This is a genomic window from Lentzea sp. NPDC037011 (assembly GCF_055607425.1).
The window spans coordinates 31222-54715 of sequence record NZ_JBVJRT010000018.1 but is presented as its reverse complement, the minus strand read 5'-3'; the positions used below and the strand labels follow the sequence as shown (position 1 = coordinate 54715).

At 70.3% G+C, this 23494-nt stretch carries 6 protein-coding genes (1 of these 6 cut by a window edge); 1 reads left to right on the top strand and 5 read right to left on the bottom strand.

Annotated elements, in window-relative coordinates:
- Window positions 1–11 precede the first annotated feature (11 nt).
- The gene (locus ACZ7CH_RS37400; RefSeq protein WP_470376090.1) at window positions 12–479 is read right to left on the bottom strand and encodes a hypothetical protein; all 468 of its coding nucleotides are present in this window, start codon (window positions 477–479) and stop codon (window positions 12–14) included.
- Between the two features lie 5 nt (window positions 480–484).
- Entirely contained in the window at window positions 485–898 is a 414-nt protein-coding gene (locus ACZ7CH_RS37395; protein WP_360388218.1) for a YbaB/EbfC family nucleoid-associated protein, read from the bottom strand.
- 377 nt (window positions 899–1275) lie between these two features.
- Between ACZ7CH_RS37395 and ACZ7CH_RS37390 the strand changes: the two genes are divergently transcribed.
- The gene (locus tag ACZ7CH_RS37390) at window positions 1276–1935 is read left to right on the top strand and encodes a helix-turn-helix transcriptional regulator (RefSeq protein WP_089919718.1); all 660 of its coding nucleotides are present in this window, start codon (window positions 1276–1278) and stop codon (window positions 1933–1935) included.
- A gap of 33 nt (window positions 1936–1968) precedes the next feature.
- On the opposite strand, the gene ACZ7CH_RS37385 is transcribed toward ACZ7CH_RS37390, so the two are convergent.
- From ACZ7CH_RS37385 to ACZ7CH_RS37375, 3 genes are all read right to left on the bottom strand, one after another.
- Entirely contained in the window at window positions 1969–2469 is a 501-nt protein-coding gene (locus ACZ7CH_RS37385; RefSeq protein WP_470376089.1) for a hypothetical protein, read from the bottom strand.
- Window positions 2470–2889: 420 nt separating this feature from the next.
- Complete coding sequence (locus ACZ7CH_RS37380; RefSeq protein WP_470376088.1) at window positions 2890–3594, bottom strand: type VII secretion system-associated protein; 705 nt, start codon at window positions 3592–3594, stop codon at window positions 2890–2892.
- 68 nt (window positions 3595–3662) lie between these two features.
- A protein-coding gene (locus ACZ7CH_RS37375; RefSeq protein ID WP_470376087.1) for a hypothetical protein crosses the window boundary here: on the bottom strand, window positions 3663–23494 show its 3' portion. 14884 nt of this gene lie beyond the right edge of the window; 19832 of the gene's 34716 nt are visible here — the last part of the coding sequence; its start codon lies off the right edge, out of view — the gene reads right to left on this strand; it ends in the stop codon at window positions 3663–3665.

Sequence of the window (23494 nt, the reverse complement as noted above, 5' to 3'; positions counted from 1 at the left end):
CAGCAGCGGTGTCAGCGGCGGCCGTCACCGTCCGGCTTCTGGCCGGGCGCGTTCCCGGGGCCCATTGCATCCTTGAGTTTCAGCGAGATGTCCGTGGCGTTCTCCTCCGTGCCCACGCAGAAGGCTCTGACCTGCTTCACGCTGCCGGCGATGACGCCGATGGCCTTCGCCAGGCTGGCGAGGCCGTTCAGGTACTCCTCCGAGCGCTTGTAGTACTTGGGGGCGAACGCGTTCCAGCTCTCGTCGCCCTGACCGGACGGCAACGGCGCGTAGGAGGCGAGCTCCCTGTTGCTGTTCGCGTAGTGGCGGAACCGGTCGGCAGCCGACTCGAAGCCCGCCGCACCCCGGTTCAGCTGGTCGGTGTCGACGGAGATCCGCCCCGACCCGTCTCCGAGGTTGAACGGGGCCGGCCTGCTGCTGCCGCCTCCGCTCTGCTCGTCACCGGAAGCGTCCTCGCCGGGGTTCTCCGACTTGATCATCGCGCTCAGTCCCTGATGTTCATGACGTCACGGGTGGTGGGGCGCAGCTCGGGCGTGGGAGGCAGCAGCGACTGCAGGTCCACGTCCCCGGAGAAGAGCTTGCGCGCGTCGACCCCGGGAGGGAGCGTCGGCGCGATCACGTCCGCGGCCTCGTCCGCCACCTGCTGCTGCGCGTCCGTGATGGTCTTCAGGACCGCGGACTCCAGTTCTGCCGGTGTCATGCGCTTGTAGGCGCCGCTCGGGAACTTCACGTCCTTCACCACGCCACCGTGCCCGACGGTCACCGCCACGACCCGGCGGGGAGCGGTGACGGTGCACGACAGCTCGCTGAGCCGTCGCTGCGTCTCGCGCAGTTCGGCGAACTGCCGCTCGTACTGGCTCTTCAGCTGCTCGACCTGTTCGGACTGGGGATAGGACACCGCACGCCTCCCTCGGCCTGCTCGCCGTGACCGGACATCAGCAGTAAACGGGCACAAGCAGAGCGTCCGCCCCCGAACGGACCGGTTCCGAACCTGAAAGGAACCGCATGATGCCCAAACGCACCCGATGCGGCGGTACCGATTGAGACGCGGCCCTCAAGAAGGCAGAGTTCGAGTCGAGAGATCGATTACTTCCCGGTGATATGGCTGCAAACAGCCGTGTCCCCACCCGGTGGACCAGGGGTAAGTTCGAGCTTCCCGGCAGCCGCGTCCTGGCACCGGCAGGCACCGGCGGTCGACAGGCAGCTTTGTCGTTTCGCAAACCTGCCCCCCGTTCTCGCTGGCCTTCCGCGTGGCTCGCACGGTCTCCTGTGAACATGACTTCGCAGACCGCCTGGCCGGACGGCCGGCGCCCCCTGGCACCAGGGCACGCAAGCCGCACGGCCATCCGGGTCTTGGTCCACGCCTCGGACCCGCTGATCGCATCGGGCCTGCTCGCGATGCTGCGGCCGACGCCCGGCATCGAGATCGTCACGGACCCGCAGAACGCCGACGTCACCGTGGCCGTCGCGGACGACTGCCTGCAGGAGGCGTTCCAGCCCGGCACGTCCCGCCTCGTCCTCATCGCGGACGAGCTCCGCCAGGCGGAGCTGTGGACGGCCATCGAGCACGGACTCGTCGTGCTGGTGCCGCGCGCGGAAGCCACGGCCAGGACGAGGCTGCTGCGCGCCATCACCGACGCCCGCGAGGGACGGGGCGACCTGCCCGCCGAGCAGCTGGGCAACGTCCTGCGGGGGCTCAAGCAGCTGCAGGAGACGACCCTCGGGCCGCGCGACCTCACCCTCGCCGGTCTGTCGCTGCGCGAGACCGAGGTGATCAGGCTCCTCGCGGACGGCCTCGACACCGCCGAGATCGCGGAGCGGCTCATCTACTCCGAGCGCACCGTGAAGAACGTCCTGCACAACCTGCTCAGCAGGCTCAACCTGCGCAACCGCGCCCACGCGGTCGCCTACGCGTTGCGCCACGGCCTCATCTGAGACCGGCCGCGGACGGCCTCCCGCCGTCCGCGGTCACAACGCCGTGACGCCGACCAGCAGTGGCCCCAGCAACGACTCGAGCCACGCCTGAGCGCTCGTGGGCCCGTCCTCGCAGCAGTCGCCGCACGGGTTGAGGGCGGCGAGCACGTCGCCGATCAGCCGGCACCAGGCGTCGACGTCCTGTGCGGTCTCGAGCAGCACCACGCCGCCGGACTCCGGCAGCGTGCGCAGGACGCGCCGTGCCGCCTCCGCGGTCTCCGCCAGGTGCACCGGCGCCCACCACGAGATCTCCCAGTCGGCAGCACCCGCGGGCACGTGCTCGCGCACGATCGCGGTGATGCGCTCGTCGTACACCGGTTCGTCGGCGACCAGGCGACCCGAGCCGCGGGTGCTGCCGTCCACCCACCGGCACCGGGCCAGCCACCGCTCCGCCATCAGGACGAGCCCGTCCGCGTGGGACCGCAGCAGTTCGACCTCACCCCCGGACAGCACACCGATCATGCCTTCGTCGCCACATCGGTCCCAACGGTTCACCGCTTCGTCTCCTCGCAGCGCGTGCTCTCACCTCTTCCGTCCGCCGCACGAGCTGACCGGGGTCTGCCGGGGCGCGGAAAGATCAAGCTAACGGGCGGCGAAGGACCAAACGAGACCCGAAGTCGTGATCGGCCCCTCCAGCCTCCGAAAGCTGCACCGAAGGCCGCGCCGCGGGGCGCGTGAGGAGAGGCTCGTCAGTGGACGGAGACACCGTGTCGCCCAGCGGAATCGACCCCCGGTTGCTCCGGCGCTGCGCCGCGGAGCAGCAGAAAGGCCCGCGAGCCGCACCTGTGGGCGAGCCGGCGGCGGAACCGGACGGGGCGGAGGTCGCCGAGCAGCCACCCGCCCGGCCGGGCACGCAGTCACCTCCTCGCGACCACGCGGAACCGGCGAGCGGGGACCGGTCCTCCCGCACCCCGGTCACGACCGCCGCGCCTCCGGAGCGGCCGGTGCCTCCGCCTCCGTGCTGAACCGCGGTGCGGCGGAGTCCTGCGCGGCCGGCGTCTCGTCCTGCCCCGGCCCCCAGGGAACGACGCGCATGCCCGACTCCTGCCGGAACCGCTCGTGGACGGCGGACACCTCGTCGTCGCTCATCATGAACGTCTCGCGCATGAAGTCGCCGGTGAGCCGGACGGAGGCCGGGCCGCCGGGGTTGAACAGCACGTCCACACCGTCGGCCAGCAGCATCACGAGCTCGTCGAGGTCGATGCGCCGCCACTGCGGTGAGCTGACCCTCCTGCGGTGCGGCTCGGCGGTGGCCACGACGACGCAGGCGATGTCGTCCGGCGACTGCACGACCAGCGGCTTGCCGTCCCCGTTCAGCGCGATGTCGAACAGGCAGTCGCGCAGCATCAGCTGGATGTGCTCCACCTCCGCGCCGCCGTGCAGGACCAGCCTCAGCACGGCGTCCAGCGGGTCCGTCGGCGAGTGCTCGTCGGCGGGTACGTAGTCCGGGTTGGCCCGGAACCGGCCGACGCGGCCGTCGCCCTCCACCGGCCACAGCCCGACGACGGCCTGCGCCGGCGGCAGTTCGTCCTCTTCGGACGGAGCCCACGCCGGGTCCATGAGCAGGAACCAGTTCTCGAGCGGCCCGCTGTCCCTGGTGTCCTCGGTGCTCTCGGTCATGTTCTCCATCCTCGTCCCTCACGTCTTCGCCGGCAGTGCCGACGCCCTGTTCCCGGGAGCGCTCGTGCTCACTGGTCCTGCGGTTCTTGCTTGATCTTGGGGAACTCGTACTCGTCGGAGTAGTCGGCCAGCAGGATTCCGAAGGGGTTCGCGGCGGGGTCGACGGCGTTGTCGAACGCGACCTGGACGCCGCCACCGACCTGGAGGAGGCCCTCGGGGTGGTTCGGGTCCGGGAACACGGCTTCGATGCCGAGGAACACGACGTTGACGCGATCGTGGTCGATCTTGCCGTCAGGGGTGAGGACGGAGTTCGCGAAGGCGGTCGAGTTGCCTGCTCCTTCGGCGCTGATGAGGTTCTGCTTCGTCCTAGAACCTCCGTGGAACAGGTATCCCGGGTAGTGCGGGTGCAGTCCCCTCCACTGCGCTTCCTCCTCCAGCTGCCCGTCGTGGTCCTTGCGGAAGTCGAACATGCCACCGAGGTAGAACTCCAGGAACTTCGCCTGGCTGAGCAGCGGCTGCTGGTCGACCGGGACGCTGCCGGGTGGGTTGGCGAGCAGGAGCTGGTACTGGCCGACCAGGACCTCCTCCCGGGGCTGGACGTGCCGCTGCTTCACACGGCCGACGTAGATGAGGTCGGTCGGGTGCTGGGGCCGCGGGGGTGCGATGGTGATGCTCTCCGGAGTCGGGTTGACCGCGGTGGCCACGATGTGGCGCAGGCGCTCGGTCATGTTGTACTCGAGCTCCTTCCACAGCGCGCGGAACTGTTCCGGGGTCATCGGGGGCAGGCGGTGGTCGTCGGGGTCGGCGGCGATGCGCTCGACCAGCTTCTTGCCCCTGGCGACCCGGACGGTGATCTGGTCGACCTCGGCGCGGATCACGGGGTGGATGTCGCCGTCGGGCCCGGCGAGCATCGGCGTGACCGCGTAGAGCGGGTTGGCCGGGTCGCGCCAGGGGAACTGCTGGTCCATCCCCATGATCGGCTGCAGGCTGTGGGTGATCGCGTGCGAGACGTACAGGTCCTGGGACAGCGCGGCCTCCTCGGCCGCGAAGGTCTGCTTTCGCCGTCCCTGGTCCAACCACGTCATGCCCTCGACGTCGGGCAGGGTGTCGTCGGCGATGTTGTAGAGGTGCGCGACCTGGTGCGTGGCGATCAGGCCGCCGGACAGCTCCGAAACCTGCGAGGGCGTGAACTTGGACGGGTGCTCCAGCATGGCCAGCACCCACTGCCCCACCACCCCGCGGGTGACGAGGTCGACCGGGGCACCACCGGAGTTCCTCGTCAGGTCCAGGGCGGGGTGCACGTTGGCTTTGACGTGCTCCAACGCCTCCAGCAGCGTGGCCAGGCCGTGTGCGGGTGGCACCAGGGTGACGATCCGGTCGCGCACGTCGTCCGGCAGATCAGCACGCACCGGTGCGGCGGGTGCTGCGGGTGCGGTGGGTGCGACCTCGGACGGGGTCTCGTGCGGGAAGGTGTGGACGTGCTCGGCCAGTGCTCCGGTGACCAGGCCGCCGGAGAGTTCCGCGACCTGCGCGGGCGTGAACCCGGACCGGTGCTTCAGCATGGTCGACGCCCATTGGCCGACCAGTTCCCTGGTGGTGGGGTTGGTGGGGATGCCGCTGGAGTCCCTCGTCAGGTCCAGGGCGGGGTGCGCGTTGGCTTTGACGTCCTTCAGCGCGTCGAGCAACGTCCCCAACCCGTACGCGGGCGGCACGAAAGCGATCACCCGCTCACGCACCACGGCCGGCATGTCCGTGCCCATCGGCACAGCGGACTCCACAGGGCCGGCCGTGACATCGGCCGGGGTGTCGTCAGGGACGTCGTGCACGCGTTCGTCCTGCCGCACAACGATCAGGCCGCCGGACAGTTCCGCGACCTGCGCGGGCGTGAACCCGGACCGGTGCTTCAGCATGGTCGACGCCCACCGGTCCACCAGCTCACGGGTGGCGGGATCGGTCAGGACACCGCTGGGGTCCTTCTCCAACCCCAGGGCGGGGAACACCTTGGCTTTGACGTCCTTCAGCGCATCGAGCAACGTGCCCAACCCGTACGCGGGCGGCACGAACCCGATCAGCTGTTCACGCACCGCGGCCGGCATCTCCACGAGCTCGGTCGCTCGATAGTTGTCGTCACCGTCGAAAACGACGTAATGGGTGGGGACGTCTTCGCCAAAAGCGCTGTGGGTCGACAGCCGGCCGTCCTCGCGGATCGCCCTGAGGTTGCGGCCCAGCACCTCCATCACCAGCTGCGGAGCCAAGAAGGCGCTCTGCCTGTTCGAACGTCCCGGCGTGCGCAGACCGGTCTCGACCTCATCCGCCGGGAGCCCGAGCTCGTCCCGGCTCCGCCCGCCCCGCTCGGGCAGCTTCATGCGGCGGTAGGTGTCCGCCGTGGCGTTGCGCAGACCCGTCACGGACGGTTCCTGGCCGAGGCGCCCGAGCCGATCCGACAGCACGGCCCCGGGCACGGACCTGAGCACGGCTTCGTAGAAGGAGTCCGGACCGGTTGTGACGTCGACGATGCGCAGCCCGAGCCCCGCGGCGGCGACGGACTGCTCGGCGTTCTCGACCCGGGCTTCACCGGGGGCTTGCTGACGCGGGGCTTGCTGACGTGAGGGCTGGGTTTCCGGCGCCGGCCGGTTCCCGTCGTGCGAGCCGCTCTCCACCGCAGGGGGTGGTTCCGCGTGCGATGGGGCGGGGCCGGACGGTTCCGGCGGAGTGTGAACGGCGGAGATCCCATCATCGATCACGGTCACACGCGGCAGGTCCGGTGCGTGGACCGAGCCACCACCCTGGACGACGGCGAGCGGGGCGGTCGCGCGGTAGTGATCGGCACCGACGTGAACGACGTAATAGGTGGGGAGGATGCGACCGAGGGCGAGGGTGGTCGCCAACCGGCCGTTCTTGCGGATCGTCTTGACGTCGACGCCCAGCACTTCGGCGATCAACCGCGGGACCAGGTCGTGACCCGGAACGGGCGAACGCTCCAGGACGAGCAGTCCTTCCTCCACCTCGCCCGCCGGGAGCCAGATGCGGCGGTAGGCGTCCGCCATGGCGTGGCGCAGACCCAGCGCTGTCGCTTCTCTGCCGAGTTGCGTGAGCCGGCGCGACCACACGTCCTCGGGCACGGACCTGAGCACGGCTTCGTAGAAGGAGTCCGGGCCGGGAGCGACCTCGACAACGCCCAAGCCGAACCCAGCGGCAGCGACGGACTGCTGGACCCTGTGGATCAGATCCGCCAACCGCGCTTTCCTGGTGGCCACACCCGACACGCGAAGAGCCAGGACGATCACCTTGTCGGTGTCGTCGGGGTACTCGGCGAGGTGCACGCGGATCAACTCCCCGATCCGCTCATCATCGAGGTTCTTGACGGGTACCGACGCTGTGACGACCTCGTAGACCAGGGCACGCACCCGATCGGGGTCGACCTCGGAAACCTGACCGCTGACAGCGTTCACGATTTCCCGGACCGCGCTACCAGGATGGCCGCCGTGGTACTCCTTGATCAGATCCTTGATCTGGTCGTCGGTCCGCACGCCGTGATCCCGGCTTCCCGCGTTCTCCTGAGCGGGTGCCGGGGCGTCCGGCGCCGACCAGCTCCCGCTGCCCGTCGCCTCGTCGTTCCGCGGGGCGGCTTCGAGCCGGATGGTGGCTCGGTAGTGGCCGCTACCGTCGCGAACGACGTAGAAGGTCGGGAGCTCGTCGTTGATCAGGACGTTCTCGGCCGCCAGCCGGCCACGTTTGAGAGTCATCGTCTTGACGTTGACGCCCAGCACCGCGGGCATCAACGTCGAGACCCAATGGCTGTTCCGCACGTCCCGAGGCCCCGGGTTGCGCACGCCTTGCTCCACCTCGTCCGCCGGGAGCCCCAGCTCGTTCAGGCTTCGTGACTCCAGGTGGGGCAACGGCATGTTCCGGTAGGCGTCCGCCGTGGCCTGGCGCAAACCCAGCGCCGTCGCTTCCCTGCCGAGTTGCCCGAGCCGGCGCGACCACACGTCCTCGGGCACGGACCTGAGCACCGCTTCGTAGAAGGCGTGCGGGCCGGTGGTGACCTCGACGACGTCCAGCCCGAGCTCAGCGGCGGCGATGGACTGCTGGACCAGGCGGAGCAGGTTGAGCATCTCCTCGTTGTCGAGGGAGACGCCTTGCTTGCGAACGGCTGCGGCAGTCGAGACCTGGTCGGCACCGGGATGCTGCTCGAGGTGCTTGCGGATCAAACCCAGGACGTGGGTTCGAGTGAACTTGTTGCGATGCCGGACCGGGGTTCCCATGACGTCGCGGAGCAGGGCGGCCACTCGCGCGCGGGAAGCTGCGACACCCTGAGCGAGGACAGCGTCCACGGTGTTCGTGATGCTGATCTTGGGGTGGGCCTCGTGGTAGTCCTTGAGCACGTCCTTGATCTGGCTCGGACTCCACGCGCTGTCGTCCTGCTCACCGGTGAGCTGGAAGAGCAGGAGTCGCAACTTCCCTTCTGTGCCGGTGGCGTGCGGACCGACAGCCTTGAAGATCGCCGCGAAGTCGTCTCCGGGATGCTCGGCGAGATGCCTGCGGATCAGGTCCCCGTCCCGCACGTCATCCGCGTTCTCCTGAGCGGGAGCCCGGGTTTCCGACATCGGCCGGTTCTCGTCGTGCGAGCTGCCCTGGACACCGGCGGACGATCCCGCAGCGGTCACGAGCGGTCCCGGTGCGCCGACCGGCGCCTGGGCCGAGGCATCCGGGACGGTCGCCTGGTAGCTGACGCCACTGTCGTGAACGATGTAGTGGGTGTCCCGGTTGTCGGAGAAGGCGTCGCTGGTCGACAGTTTGCCTTCTCTGTTGATCGTCTTGAGGTTGATGTTCAGCACGTCGACCATCAACTGTGGAGCCAGGTCGTGGATGCGCGCGTCCCAGCGCCCTGGAGTGCGCAGGTCGGTCTCGAGTTGATCCACCTCCAGCGCATCCAGGTGCTGCTCGCCCAGCACGCGCAACCTCAGGCGGCGGTAGGCATCCGCCGTGGCGTGACGCAAACCCCGCACGGACGCTTCCCGGCGGACTTGCCAGAACCGGGTCCACCACACGTCCTCGGGCACGGACGCGAGAACGGCTTCGAAGAAGGCGTCGTTGCCGGGCGCGACGCGGACGATGCGCAGCCCGAGCGCAGCGGCAAGGGCAGACCGCCTGACCTCCCAGATCAGATCCGAAAACCGCGATGTCTGAACGGCAACACCGTGCGCACGAGCAGCAAGATTGATCATCTTGTTGGTGTCTTCGAAGTACTCGTCAACGTGCTTGCGGATGAAGTCCTTGATCTGGTCGTCACGGAACTGCCGGCGCCGGACCGAACTCGCCATGACCTCGTAGATCAAAGCGCGCAGGTAGTTGTCGTTGGGCACACGGCCACGTCGGGCAACGGCACGCGCGATGGCCTTGACACCGCTGCCGGGATCACCGTCGCGATACTCCTTGATCCAATCCTTGATCTGGTCGTCACTCGGCGGTTCCACAGCCACCTGTGCAGCGGATGGGGCCGGCACGGCGGGTGTCACAGGCGCGGCGGGTGTCACAGGCGCGGTGCCGCCGGAAGCACGGTGGATGCGCTCGACCACGTCCGCCGTGACCAAGCCGCCGGAAAGTTCCGCTACCTCCGCGAGTGTGAACGCACGCCGACTCCTCAACATGGCCTCCACCCACTGGCCGACCAGTTGCTGGGTGGCGGGGTCGACCGGGACACCGCCGGCATTCCTCGTCAGGTCGAGAGCGGGGTGCTCGTGGGTTTGGACGTACTCCAAGGCATCGAGCAGCGTGTTCCAGCCGCGGTCAGGCGGCACAAAGGCGATCACGCGTTCACGCACGGCGGTCGGCAGGTCCTTGTGCTCGGTCGCCTGGTACCAGTCGTCATCGCGATGAACGACGTAATGGGTGGGAAGCTCGTCATCGAAACCGACATGGGTCGACACCCAGCCGCTCTTGCGGATCGTCTTGAGGTTGACGCCCAGCACGCCGGCCACCAACTGCGGAGCCCAGTGGCCGCTGTGCGCGTTCTGATGCTCCGAAGTGCGCAGTCCCTCCTCGACCTGGTCCGCCTCCAGCTCATCCGGGCGTTGCTCGCCGGGCTCGCGCGACCTCTGGCGCCGGTAGGCATCGGCCGTGGCCTGACGCAACGCCGCCACAGGTCCTTCCTGCCCGAACCGGTCGAGCTTGGCGGACCACACGCCCCTGGGCACGGACCTGAGCACGGCTTCGTAGAAGGAGTCCCGGCCGGCCGCGACGTCGACGATCCGCAGCCCGAGCCCGTCGGCGGCAATGGACAGCCTGGTGTCGTCGATCAGCCTCGTCAACCACGTGCTTCCGAGGAGGATCCCCTGCTCACGAACAGCCCGAGCAGTCGACTCGGTGTCGTCGAGGGGGTTCTCGACGAGGTGCTGGTGGATCACACGCTCAGCGGCGCGCTGCTCCTCGACCGTTCCCGGCTCATCCGACCCGTGCCTGACGAAGTGCGTCAGACGCTGCAACCGTTCGTTCCTGACCTCGCTGACCAGGCTGTGCAGGTGATCGTCGGAACCGGTGGCGCCCCATCCGCGAACCGTGGCGACAACCGCAGCGTCGCCGTCGTCGGGATGACGGGCGACGTGCTCGCGGATCAGGTCCACGTCCCGCTCGTCAGCCGACTTCTCCTGAGCGGGTGCCCGGGTTGCCGGTGCCGGCTGGGTCTCGTCGTGCGAGCGGTCCTCGGTACCGGCTGTCGCAAGGGGTTCCGCGCGCGACGGCCCCGGTTCGCCGACCGGTGCGTGGATCGAGGCGTCCTGGGCGGCGTCGAGCGGCGCGGTCGCCCGGTAGTGGTTGATGCCGTCGTGAACGACGTAATAGGTGCGGAGGCCGGGGTCGATGTCGACGCCGTTGGTCGACAGCCCGCCGTCGTTCGTGATCGTCTTGAGGTTGATCTTCAGCACTCCGGGCACCAACTGCGGAGCGAAGTCACCGCTTTCGCTTGCCCAGTGCCCCTGGGTGCGCAGCCCGATCTCGATCGCGTCCGCCGGCAGGCCCAGGTCGTCCGGGCTCTGCCAACCCAGCTCCAGCCTCCTCAGGCCGCGGTAGGCGTCCGCCGTGGCGTGGCGCAAACCCAGCACCGTCGCATTCCTGCCGAGTTGCGTGAGCCGGCGCGACCACACGTCCTGGGGCACGGACCTGAGCACGGCTTCGTAGAAGCAGTCCCCGTCGCGTTCGATGTCGACGACTCGCAGCCCCAGCCGAGCAGCGGCCGCAGCGGACTGCGCGGAAGGGCCGTGCTCCTCCGCTGACGAAGTTCCCAGCCCCTCCTCCACCGCACCCGCCGCGATGCCGTGCTCCCCGGTCGCCCTCGGCGTGGCCCGCTCGTCCCGAACAGCTTTGATCAGCTTCATCATCTTGTTGGTGCCGCCGGCGCCGTTACGCTGACGAACAGCCTTGACGATCGCCTTGACGTTGTCGCGGGGATGGTCGGCGATGTGCTCGCGGATCAAGTCCTTGACCTGATCCTCCTCCGACCCGCCCTGGATTTCCGTGACCTGGCTGACCAGGAGCCGCAACCTCTCCTCGGTGCCGATGGCGCCCCGCGCGGTGACAGCATCGACGATCGCCTTGAAGTCGTCTTCGGGATGCTCGGCAACGTGCTCACGGATCAACCCGGTGTTCCGCTCATCAACGACCTGGCGAACCAGGTCCCCCAACCGCTTGTCGCCGCCACTGGCGCCCCGCGAACGAACAGCCTTGACAGTCGTCCAGACACCCGCATCAGGCGTCTCGGCGAAATACTCGCGGATCAACTCGATGACCTGACTGTCACTCGACTTGTTACGGGCCTCGGCCTGGGTTCCCCTGGCGTCGTGAACCAACGATGACAAATACAGGTCGGCGCCAGTGGCGCCCTGCCTGCGAACAGCCTTGATGATGTCTTTGACGCGCTCGCCAGGATTTTCGTCAAGACGCTTCCGGATCAAATCACTGATTTGATCTTCACTCAACCCACCATAGGCCTGGACCTGGGTTCCCCTGACCAGGTGAACCAGGTTCCGCAACTTCCCGTCGCCGCCGATGGCACCTCGCAGACGAATGGCGTCCCTGACCGCCACGACGCCGGCATCGGGATTCTCGGCAAGGTGCTCCCGGATCAAACCTTCGATTTCCTCGTCACTCGAGACACCAGAAGACTGGGCCTCGGTTCCCCTCGCCTTGTGAACCAGGTGCCGCAGCAGCTCCTCGCCGCCGGTGGCGCCCCGCTGACGTACGGCCTCGACGAGCAGCATGATGCCGGCATCAGGATTCTCGGCAAGGTACTCCCGAGCCGCAGCGATGACCTGATCGTCGCTCAACCCCCTGCGGGGACGGGACGGTGTTCCCGGTACCGGCGGGTTCTCGCCGTGCGAGCCGTCCTCGGCGCCCGGCAGCACCGGCGCTGGTTCCGTGGGCGACGAGGCGGGGCCGGACCGCACCGGCAGATCCCGATCGGCGAGCGGCCCGACGGCGAGCTCGCTCGGACGTGGCCGGTCCGGGTCGCCGACCGGTGCGTGGATCAAGGCGTCCTGGGCGGCAGAGAACCCGGCGGTCGCCCGGCGGTGCCCGGTATCCGGGATCATGTCCTTGAGCCGGTCGTCACTCGGCAGGTCCGCATCCCCCGGCACCGCAGGCGCAGCGGGTGCGGCAGGCGTGGTGTCGCGAGCGGCACGGTGGATGCGCTCGACCGCCTCCGCGGTGACCAGACCGCCGGAGAGCCGCGCGATCTCCACGGGCGTCAACGCAGGCCGGTTCTCCCGCATGGCCGACACCCACTCGCCGACCAGCTCCGCGGTGACGGGACTGACCGGGACGCCACTGGGCCCCCTCGTCAAGTTCAGAGCGGGGTACTGGCGGGCTTGGACGTGCTTCAACGCATCGAGCAGCGTGTCCCTGCTGTGAACGGCCGGCACGAAAGCGACGACCCGCTCGCGCACCTCGTCCGGCAGAGTCGCGCGCTCGGTCGCCTGGTAGTCGTTCCCATCACGGTGGACGACGTGATAGGCGGGAAGTCCGTCGTCGAAGCCGGGATGGGTCGAGACCCAGCCGTTCTCGTGGATCGTCTTGAGGTTGACGCCCAGCACGTCGACCACCAGCTGCGGAGCCCATTGACCGCTTTGCGCGTTCTGGTGCCTCGACGTGCGCAGACCGTTCTCGACCTCGTCCGGCGCCAGTTCGTCCGGGTGCCGCACGCCGAACTCGCGCGCCTTGAGCCGACGATAGGCATCCGCCGTGGCGTGGCGCAACGCGGTCACGGACCCTTCCTGACCGAGCTTGGCGGACAACACATCGCCGGGCACGGACTTGAGCACGGCTTCGTAGAAGGAGTCCTTGCCGGGTGGGACGTCGACGACGCGCAGCCCGAGGTCGCTTGCGACGGTGGCGAGCCTGATGTCGTTGATCAGTTTCACCAGTCCCGAGGTCCCGAGGACGACACCCCGGTCACGAAGGGCCTGAACGATCGACTCGTTGTCGGCGAGAGGATCCTCGACGAGGCGTTCGTGGATCGAACGCGTGATGGCGCCGTGGTCCTTGACCGCCCTCGGCTCGTCCGCCCGCCGCCTGACAGCGCGCATCAGACGCTGCAAGCGTTCTTTCCGCACCTCGCCGATCAGCTCGTGCAGCCGGTGGTCGGAACTCGTGGCGCCCCCTGCGCGAACCATCGCAAGGATCGTGCTGTCGTCGTCATCGGGATGACCGGCAATGCGCTCACGAACGAGTTCGAGGTCCCGCTCGTCGTCCGACGGCTCGTGAGCAGGGACGTTCGAGGCGTCGTCGAGCGAGGTGGTTGCCTGGTAGTGGTCCACATCGTCGTGGACCACGTAATACGTGTCGAGGCTGTCGTCGATGACGACGCCGTTGGTCGACAGCCGACCGTCGTGGGCGATCGTCTTGAGGTTGATCTTCAACACTCCGGGCACCAACCGCGGAGCGACGTCAACGCTCTCGCCGTCCCACTGTCCTGAAGTGCGCAGACCGTCCTCGACCGCATCCGCCGGGAGCCTCATGCCCTCCAGGCTCCGTCCGCCCAGCTCGGGCAGCTTCAAGCGGCGGTAGGCATCCGCCGTGGCCTGGCGCAACCCCGCCACGGACACGTCCACGCCGAGCTCGGCGAGCCGGGCCGACCACACCCGCTCAGGCACGGAAGCGAGCACGGCGGCGTAGAAGTGGTCGCCGTCGGGTGCGATGTCGACGACACGCAACCCAAGCGCAGCAGCAGTGGCAGCGGGGCTGTTCTCCTCCAGGGACAGGGCCACCAGCTCGTTCGCGACCGCGCCGGCGACCGATGGCCTGCTTCGCTTGTGCTGTGAGGTCACCACACCTTCGACGGAGGAAACCGGACGTTTCGCCGCGGAGCCGGACGCGCCCGGCTCGTGCCGCCTCTCCCCGCTGCGGTCCTGGTTCACCCTTTCTTCCGCCTGGCGGTACAGGGCCTGCCACTTCTCGTGGGTGGCCGCCATGCCGATCAGGCCAGCCGCCTCGATGGCGGTCTCGAAAGTCCCACCCGCGAGGATCTGCCTCTGCAAGAACTCGGCTTTCTCCTCGTCGGACCCGAACAGGTACGGCCGGGATTCGGTTCCCGTAACCCTGTGGTACGCGTTCAGGAACCGCTCGTTCCTGACCCGGACGCCCTCCGCGCGAAGTGCTTCACGAACCTCCTCGGCGGTGCTGTGACCGAAGAGGTGTTTCCGGATGAGATCCTCGATCTGCTTGTCGGTCCAGGTTTGCTTCTTCCTGGGGACGACACCCGTGGCCTTGTAGTAGAGCTTCAGGAGCCGCGTGTCGCTGCCCGTGACACCCTGCAGACGCAGAGCGTTGAGGGTGTCCTTCTGCGTTTCGCGAGGATGCTCGGCATGCCGCCTCCGGATCTTGTCCTCGATCTCCTCGTCGCTGAACCTGCTGCCCACGTAGGCCTCGCCCCCCGTGGGTAGCGGTTGCGCGCTCGACGAGGAGGCATCGGGTCGTACCGGGAGGTCCTGATCGCCGGGCGCTCCACCGCGGGGCCCGCGCGGGCTCGTCAGTCCCAGGTCCTTCGCCAGTGTGCGCACCAAATCGTCCGGGCTCAGGGCCGGAACCGCCGACACCCCCTGGTCCGTGGTGTAGAGGTGGTGGGCAACCACCTCCACGGCGAGCTCGTGCTTGTTCCGCTGCTCCACCTGCTGCGCACTGGGCTCTCCCAGGGACATGGGCGGCACCGAGTGGCGTTCCACGATCTTGCGCGCCTGGTCGTGGAACGCGCTCAACGCGTGGGCGGGCATCTTCTGCCACCACACCGGAGCCGGCTGCCGCGGATCCGTCCACTCCGGCCGCTGCTCAGGCCCGGCCGGAACGGTCCGCGGTGAACCGCTGCGGGCAGCGTCCAGGTCGTCAAGGCCCGCGAAGGACGTGGTGCCCGACTCCGTCCTGATCGGTTCGCCCGAGACCTCGACGACCGCCTCCTCCGGCGGAGCCGCTGAGTCGGCACGCGTGGACACACCGTCGCGGACGGTGGCCGTCGAGTCGACCTCCGGCTTCGACTCCGGGTCCACAGTGGAGGGAGTGTCGCCGGTCGGGTCGGTGTCCGCGGTGTCCGCGACCTCAGCGGCGGGCGCGGCGTCATCGGCGGGCGCGGCGAGCGGCCGGGGTGGCGGAGTGGAGCCGTCCTCGTGCGAGGCGGGTGGTGCGTCGTCCGGGACCGGTGGTGCGTCGTCCGGCGTCGGCGGCACGTCCTCCGCAACCGGCACCTCAGCCAGAACCGGTGGGGTGTCGTCCGACATCGGCGACACATCACCTGACACCGGTGTTGCGTCGTCCGACAATGGCGACACGTCACCCGACACCAGCGGCAAATCCTCCGACAACGGCGACACATCACCCGACACCAGCGGCAAATCCTCCGACAACGGCGACGCATCACCCGACACCAGCGACAGATCCTCCGATGACAACGACGACACGTCGTCCGGCACCGGCAGCACGTCGTCCGACAACGACGACACGTCGTCCGAGAAGGGCGGCAACTCCACTGACAACGGCGGCAACTCCACGGGAGCCGGCCGCACCTCCTCCGGACTCGGCGGCACATCACCACGGACGGGCGGTGCGTCGTCCGCGGCGAGCACGGCCCGCAACTCCACCCGGACGTCCCCGGCCTCCGCGACGTGCCTCATCTCCACCTGGACGGGCGGGCGCGGCGCCGATCCCGCACCACGCCGGGCGGAGCGCGTGATCTCCGCCATCACCGCCGACACCGCGGCGGCCGGTGCCGGACCGGTGAGGTCGCCGTGGGCGACGATCTCCAGACCGGTGGCGGAGAGCTCGCCCGCCCGTCCGAGGACCCGGCCGACGCGGACCCGGTCGGCGGGGGTCAGCCGGGGCGCTGCCGGGGACAGGCGGATCTCCGCGGTGGGGTTCGGGCTGGGACGCGGTGCGGGCACCCGTGCACCGGACTCGTCCACGGCAACGGGCGTCTCCATCGTGTCGTCGAGGAGGTCCCGCAGCTCGGCCGGTGTGTCGCGGGGGCCGAGGTCGAGCGGCGGCAACAGGTGCTCGTCAGCGGGTTCGGTGAGCGTGCCGACCTGAGCCTCGTGCGCGTGCAGGGCGTCCCACCAGGCGTCGAGCGCGTCGGCGTGGGCGTTCTCCGCCCGCGCCAACGCTTCCGCCGAACCCTCGACGTCGCGTTGAGCGGCGTCGAGGGCTCCCGCGAGGGCGGACGCTGCGGCCACGAGCGTCGCGTCGGCCGCCGCGAGGGTGCGGGCGGTGTCGGCGAGCTCGGCGGGGATGCGGTCCTGGTGGTCGTCGTCGACGAGCACGACCGCGTCGCGGACCCCGAAGTCCACCACGGCGGCGCGGTCGCGGTGCCGCGTGCGGCCCTGGGTCCTGGCGACGAACCGCACCTCGATGTCGTTGAGCCACAGCCCCGCCAGGCCCGTAGAGCTCGACGCGGGAACGGACTCGCCGTCGTGGTGGTGCTCGGCCTCGGCCTCGCCTTCGGAGCCGGTGCCGCCCACCACCCGCAGCGGCACCGCGAACGCCGCGCCGCCGCCGAGGGTCTTCTGCTCGCCGAACTTCTCGTGGCCCGGCGGCTGTGTGCCGCCCGGACCGAGCAGGGGGCCGGCGGCCATGCCGAACTCGGCGGCCGACTCCTCCGCCACGGTCTCGGTGCCGGAGCTGTTGCCCTGCGTCGAGACGGTGGTGCGCGCCGAGACGCCGGTCAGCGTCGGGGTGCCGGTCCTGCGCGCGTGCAGTTCGAGTGACCGGCCGCCGCCGAGCGGGATCTCCAGGGGCGTCCCGGTGGTGGCGTGCAACGGGAGCAACGCCTTGAAGCGCGGCCCGGTGAGGGTGGTGCGCAGGGCGCTGCGGACGTCCGCGGGGACCTCGCGGAGTCCCGTTCCCTCGCGGTGGGCGAGCTCGGCCGCGGCGACCAGGTCACCGACGTCGAACCTGAGGTGCCCGGCCCAGCCGCGGCCCAGGCCGGTGTCGCCGCGCCAGCGCGTGAGCGCGTCCGGTTCCGCTTCCTCCTCCGGCTGCACGACGGGGGCCACGACCGCGGCGGGGCGTGCGGGAACCGTGTCCTCCGGCAGGTGCAGGATCGAGACGTCGTGCGCGGCACCGGCCTCCGCCACCCGCCGGCCGTGCCGTTCGATCGCGACGGTGAACTCGACGGGCGCGTGGAACCTGGCGAACGTGCCGGACGTCTCGGCGCTGCTCTCACGCACGACCTTGTGCGTTTTCTTCGTCGTCTTCTTCTTGCGTCCCAGCAGGACGTCGCCGATGACGCCGCCGCCCATCATCGCGTACGGGTTGCTGCGCGAGGCGTTCTCGTCCGGCGCCGGGCCGCCGGCCTGGAGTGCGGGCAGCACCACCGGCTCCAGCCGCAGCAACGTCCTGGTGAAGGTGCGGACCCGGGAACCGAGCGTCGTCGTGCCCCTGGTCTGCTTGACGTCGCCGTGTTCGAGGCCGGCGAACACCGGCCGGTCCAGCAGCTCGTTGGTCATGACGACGTCGTAGGTCTCACCGGTGGTCCGGTCCTCCAGGCGCAACGGCTGGGGAACGCCGCCGCGCGCGGAGTCCTCCAGCGTGGTCTGCGCGTCGGAGAGCCACGAGCTGATGGCCGCGTAGTTGTCGTGGCCCGTGCTCAACGGTGAGAGCGGGATGAGGCGGCGGGCGCGCTTGGGGCCGAGCGAGCGTTCGAGGTCGCGGCGCAGCTCGGGCAGCACGGACCGCAGGTCCACCACGCCGTCCACCACGCCCAGGCCCACCGACAGCGGTTCGCCGGGACGCAGGAACGCGGGAGGTGCGACGACCCGGTCCCCTGCCGTCTCCCCGGTCTCGTCGTCCACGGCTGCGGCCGGGTCGTCCGCGAACGCGTCGGCGACGGCGGAGGGAGCGGCCGGTGCCGTGCCGGCCAGCGTGGTGACCGCGAGCGCCGCGAGCGCGGACGTGGCGGGATCGCTCCTCGTGGCCAGGTCGCGGACGCGGGCGTCCTCTTCGGCCTGCTTCGTGCGGATGGCGTCCAGCTGTGCGGTGGTCACCCAGGCCGTGACGGCACGCGGAAGGTCGAACTGCTCGTTGGCCGTCGCCGGAGCCGCGGGCCGCAGCACGCCCCAGGCGTTGCGCCAGCGGCGCGACCGCACCTCCGCGACGACCGTGGTCCGCACACCGAACCGCACGAGGTGCAGGCGCTCGGGCTGCCGCGCGGTGGAGGTGCCGGTCGCGACGTCCGTGGCGACGTCCTCGGTGCTGGACTTCTCCAGCACCATCGGGTCGCCCTCGATCACCAGCAGCGCACCGGGTTTGACGGTCGCGCCCTCCTTGCCGTCGGTCGTGACGTCCTTGTAGAAGGCGAACGCCGTCAGGTCGGCCGCGGCGGTCACCGCCGCGGTGAACTCCTTGCCGGCACCGACACCCGTCTCGACCGCGGCGGACGTCACCGCCTGCCGCCAGCCCTCGCCCAGCACCTCGACGTCGCGGGGCTGGAAGGAGACCTCGGCCGCCGCGAACCGCTTGACCCGGCGCCGCGCCCACTGCAGCCCGCGGACACCGGTGGTGCGGCTGAAGACGCGCTGGTCGGCCATGACCGAGTCGGGCGACAGAACGGTGTCGACCAGCACGCTGTTGTCCGACTCCGCGAACGAGAAGGCCGGGTCCCCCGAGGCGCGGGTGAGGGCGTCCTTCACGGCGGCGCGCACGTGCGCCAACCCCTCGAAGCTCAGCACCCTGATGCCGTCGAGGTCACGGGAGAGACCGCGGCGCAACGGGTCGGCGGACACCGGGGCGTCCGGTTCCGGTCGCAACCGGACGTGCGGCTGGTCCTGGCGTCCGGCGGTGCGCTCCACGACGACCGGGTCGGGCCGCATGCGCGACACGTGCGCCTCGGGAACCCACACGTCGGCTTCGACCCGGAACGTCGTCTCCTCCGAGGTGGCGCCCGATTCCGGGTCGACCAGGGTGACCGGCTCCGTCCGCGGCACGTGCAGGCCGGGCCGGCCGATGCTCAGGCCGCGCACCATCGCGTTGTGGCGCTTGTAGGTCTGGCCGCTGAGCGTCCAGTCGACCGTGGCGGTGAAGCGGTGCTTCGGCTCGGCGACGACGGCACCGGTGTCGTCGAGCGCGCCGCCCTCGCGCCGTTCCTCGCCCCGCTTCGCGGTGACGCCGGAGAGCCCGGACCTGGTCCAGGCGAAGGCGCTGTAGAGCGACGCAACGACGACGACGGCGCGTTCGGTGATCGTGGCGGTGACGCGGCCCGCCGCGCCGATGCCGGTCGACTTGGTGCGGGACTTGGTGTGCTGGGTCGCCTGCGTGTCGGAGGTGGTGACCACGGCGGGGTCGGCGGCGGTGCGCACCTCCCCGGTGTCGCGCAGGTCCGACATCGACGCCTTGAGCGTGAACGACACGTGGTAGTCGTGGCCCCAGCCGTGCTTGGGCTGCACCGGGATGCGCAGACCGTCCGCGGACAGCGCCCGGTCCGCGAGCAGACCGAGCTCGCGGTCGGTGAGCAGGCGCCGCAGGGCGTCCCTGCGGCCCAGCGCCTCCTGGAGCTTGCGGCCGATCGTCCTGCCCGCGGAGGGGTCGTCGAACTGGGACAGGAACCGGTCGCTGCTGAGGTACCACCGCTTGTGGCCGGGAACGGTGCGAATGGAGTTCTCGATCAGGCCGAGGACCTGGGACGCGACCTGCGACACCTCCAGCGACGCTCCCGCGAGGGCCCGGCCGGACTCCAGCGCCTCGGGCCCGTAGAGGCGGCGCGGCGGCACGGCGTCCGTCTCCGGTGCGACTTCGGCCCTGACCTCACGCCACTCCACCGCGCGCACATCGCCGGCGAAGGTCATCGCGGGCTTGCCCGGCACCCGCACCTGGAGGTCGAAGACGCGTTCGACCTGCTGCGCGCGCCCACGCCGGGTGCTCATGTGCTTGACCTCGCCGGAACGGCTGATGGACTGCTTGTGCGCGCTTTCCACCCCGCCCATGACCACCGGACCGGCGACCAGGCCTGCGACGCCGAGGTCGAACCCGGGGCCGGCCATCATCTTCGAGTTGGCGCCGTGGCTGGCGGTGCCCGAGTCGGAGACCTCCGCACCGATCGACTCGACGTCGGTGAACGTGACGTCGTCGAGCGTGCGGAGCACCACCGGTTCCTCGCGCTCGACCAGGCGCATCTCGACGGCGCTCGGCGTGTGCAGCCACGCGACGAACGGGTGCTTGCCGGTGAACAGCATCTCGGACCGGACCCAGCCGTGCCCGCGTTCGGCCTGCTCGGCGGTCACGGCCATGTCCTGGTAGCGCTTCTTGAACGTGCTGTCGTCGAGGAACTCCCTCAGGTTGTTGCGTCCGGGACGGCCCGGCTTCACCAGCGAGCCCGGCAGCGCGGAGACGACCTTGTCGAACAGCCGGTGCTCGCCGTCCGCGTCCGGCGGCAGCGGCCTGCCCCGGTAGCTGCCCGGCGCGTTCCGTCCGATGTGGACCGACTCGACGAAGGCCGGGCCGTCCGCGAGAACGCCTCCCGGCTCCCCGCCCGGCACGTCGGGCACCGAGAGGTCAGCGACGACGTCACCGACCTCGACGGGGTCGCCGACGACCCGGCCGCGGGCGTCGCGCAGGGTCAGCTCGATCCACACCGGCACCGACACGTCCCGCGTCGGGAACGCCACGGCCACCTGCCGGCCACCGCTCGCCGTCGCACTGGCACCCACCGCGACCGAGTTGCTGGCGTCGGTGGAGGCCCCGACGGTGCCGACCGCGGTGAACCCCGGGGTGGCGGGGATGAGGACCAGCGCCAGCGCGGAGTTGGCCTGGGCCGCGCTCGACGCCGCCGAGAGCGTCGCGCTGCCGGTGGGACCGTCGAGCCCGACCGACCGCGACGCCGTTCCGCTCTCCGTCGCGCCGTCCCAGAGGTAGCGCGCTCTGGCACTCAGCTCGTAGTGCTTGCCGCCGATCTCGACGTCCTCCGACCGCCCGTCGCCGAGGAACCCGCCGACACCGGTCTTCAACGCCGTCACGAAGTGCTCGACACCCTTGCGCTCGCCTTCGGGCAGCAGCGCGTCGATCGCGGCGTCCACCGCCGCGCCGCCCGCGATCTCACCGCGCTGGGTGACGAGCCCCGAGGACCGGTCGCCGGGGAGGTCGAGGCCACCGGCGGTTGAGGACTCCTCCGCGGAGGGTGCGCCGTCCTCGACCGCAGCACCGTCTGCTTCGGACCTCACCAGGGTGACGAGCGGGATGTCCTCGACCGCGGGGTCCGGCAGGAGGGAGGCCGCGTCCTCCCGCGCACCGCTCAGGTCCGGCTCGGCCTCGCGACCGTGCACCGCGTCGGCCACCACGTCGCCGGTGAAGGGTTTCGGCGGCATCGGCACGAAGGACGTCGCGGGCAGGGCATCGTCGTCCTCGGAACCTTCGGCGACGCGCAGCGCGGCCTCCAGGCGGTCCGTGCCGGTACCGGACGGCTCGTTCGCGAGGGTGAACTCGACCCACTCGACGGGACCGTTCTCCCCCACCGCCACCAGGTCACCGGCCGAGTCGAACCGCACGTCCCCCGTGGTGGCGAGCACCGGCGCGCCGATCCGGTTCGCCAGGTGCTGCGCGAGCCCGGTGCCTCCCGAGGTCAGCAGGACGACGCGACCGGCGGGCGTCCCACCCTGCCAGTCGACGCTCTGCCGCTCACCGATCCCGCGTTCCTCGGCAGCGGCCGCGAAGTCCGCGACCGACCGGGTCTGACCGTTCCACAGCCGCACGTGCCGGCCGTCCGGTGTCAGGCTCACGGACAGCAGCAGGTCGTCGCGGCGGCGGGGCAGCCGGTCCAGCAGGGCGAGCACCTGGCGCAGCTCGGTTTCGGGTGCGGGGAAGACGATCGCGTCCTTCCTGCCGACCTCCTGCGAACGCAGCGTGGCGTCGACCTCGGGGCTGAAGTGCCAGGGGCCGCTCATCGCCGCGCGCTTGACCAGCTCCTGCTGCGCCACCGGGCTCAGCGGCAGGAGCTCCGCGAAGGACAGCAGGCGGTCCAGCCAGAACTCGCGGTCCTCCACCCGGCCGCCCGGCGCGAGCAGGAGCGGTTCGCGCATCATCGCGGCGATCCGGTCGTGCGTGCTCGCGTCCGTCGCCGCCCGGTACATCGCAGCGCTGATCTCCGACTGGACCTGCCACGTCGCCGGGTCGAGGCTGCCCGTCCAGAAGCGGAACTCGACGCGGCGCAGCGCCTCGTCGGGCTCCCCGAGGTGTTCGAAGTTGACGGCCTCGTTCCTGTTCGCGTTCAACGACCACACGACGCGCTGGTCGTGGCTCTCCGCCCGCATGCCGTCCGCGTACTCGTCGACGGAGTGCGGTGGCACCGGGTTCGGCCCCAGCAGGTCGATCCTGCGGTCCTGGCCGTCCGCCTCGACGCGGTTCCCCAGCCAGAACAGGACCTCCTCGTTGGCCTTGGCCAGCTGGGCAAGGCGCACCGCCTGCTCCGCGGTGAGACCGCCGGGGAGGCTGACGTTGACGTGGCCGCCCATCGCGCTCGCGTCGGGCGTGTCACCGTCCGCGTCGGTCTGCCGCCGCACGGTGCTGAGCACGGTGCGAAGGCCCTCCCACGCTTCCCTGCCACCGTGCAACACCGGTGACACGAGCTCGGCACCGTCATCGTCCGAGTGCTCCGCCACCAACCGGTAAAGCCCATCGGACGCGGAAGGGGCCTCGTCGTAGAAGCGGACGCCGTCGTCCCACCTCAGGAAGCCCTGCTCCTCCAGGCGGCGACCGATCTTCTCCGGCACACCGGTCTCGAACTCGACCTCCAGCCCGAACCTGGCCTCCGGAGACGCGGTCAGGCCGCCCGGGATGCCGGCGGGGTGGAAGCCGAGGGGGTTGCCGCCCCGCTCGACGACGGCTCGTGCGCGGTCGTAGATGCCGGTGATGTGGCGCAGCCGCACGGCTCGGGCACGGGTGAGCAGGGCGTCGAGGGCATCCAGCCGGTCCTGCAACGCATCGGCCACCGTCGGGGGGAACGTCTCCGCCGGCCGGGCCGCGACCTGCCGCCAGTGCACGGCCCGGTCGCGCAGCTCGGCGCCGAACGCGCCGGGCAACGCGGTCAGGTGCCGGTCCAGCTGAGCGAGTCCGTCGGAGATCGACCGGAGCAGCTCGGGCACCGACCTGTTCCTGGGCAGCGGTGCGTCCGCGGTCCGCGCGGCCGGGTCCACCAGCGGCGAGGTCCGGTCGGGCCGCACGGGGTTCCAGCCCTCGAGGGGCCCGAGCTGGCTGACCATCGTCCGCTCGATCATCCAGGCGTGCCGCGGCTTGAGCACCGGCAGTCCATCGTGGACAGCCGGTCCCATCGGGCCGTCGTCTGCCACGACGCGGCTGCGCGAGTCGTCGGCGAGGAACACCCGGCGCGGGTCGACGTGCTCGTCCACCAGCCCGACGAAGTGCAGGACCTCGTGGGCGAGCG

Coding starts and splice junctions, on each gene's coding strand:
- ACZ7CH_RS37400 (WP_470376090.1), bottom strand. CDS start 479: ATGATCAAGTCGGAGAACCCCGGCGAGGACGCTTCCGGTGACGAGCAG.
- ACZ7CH_RS37390 (WP_089919718.1), top strand. CDS start 1,276: ATGACTTCGCAGACCGCCTGGCCGGACGGCCGGCGCCCCCTGGCACCA.
- ACZ7CH_RS37380 (WP_470376088.1), bottom strand. CDS start 3,594: ATGACCGAGAGCACCGAGGACACCAGGGACAGCGGGCCGCTCGAGAAC.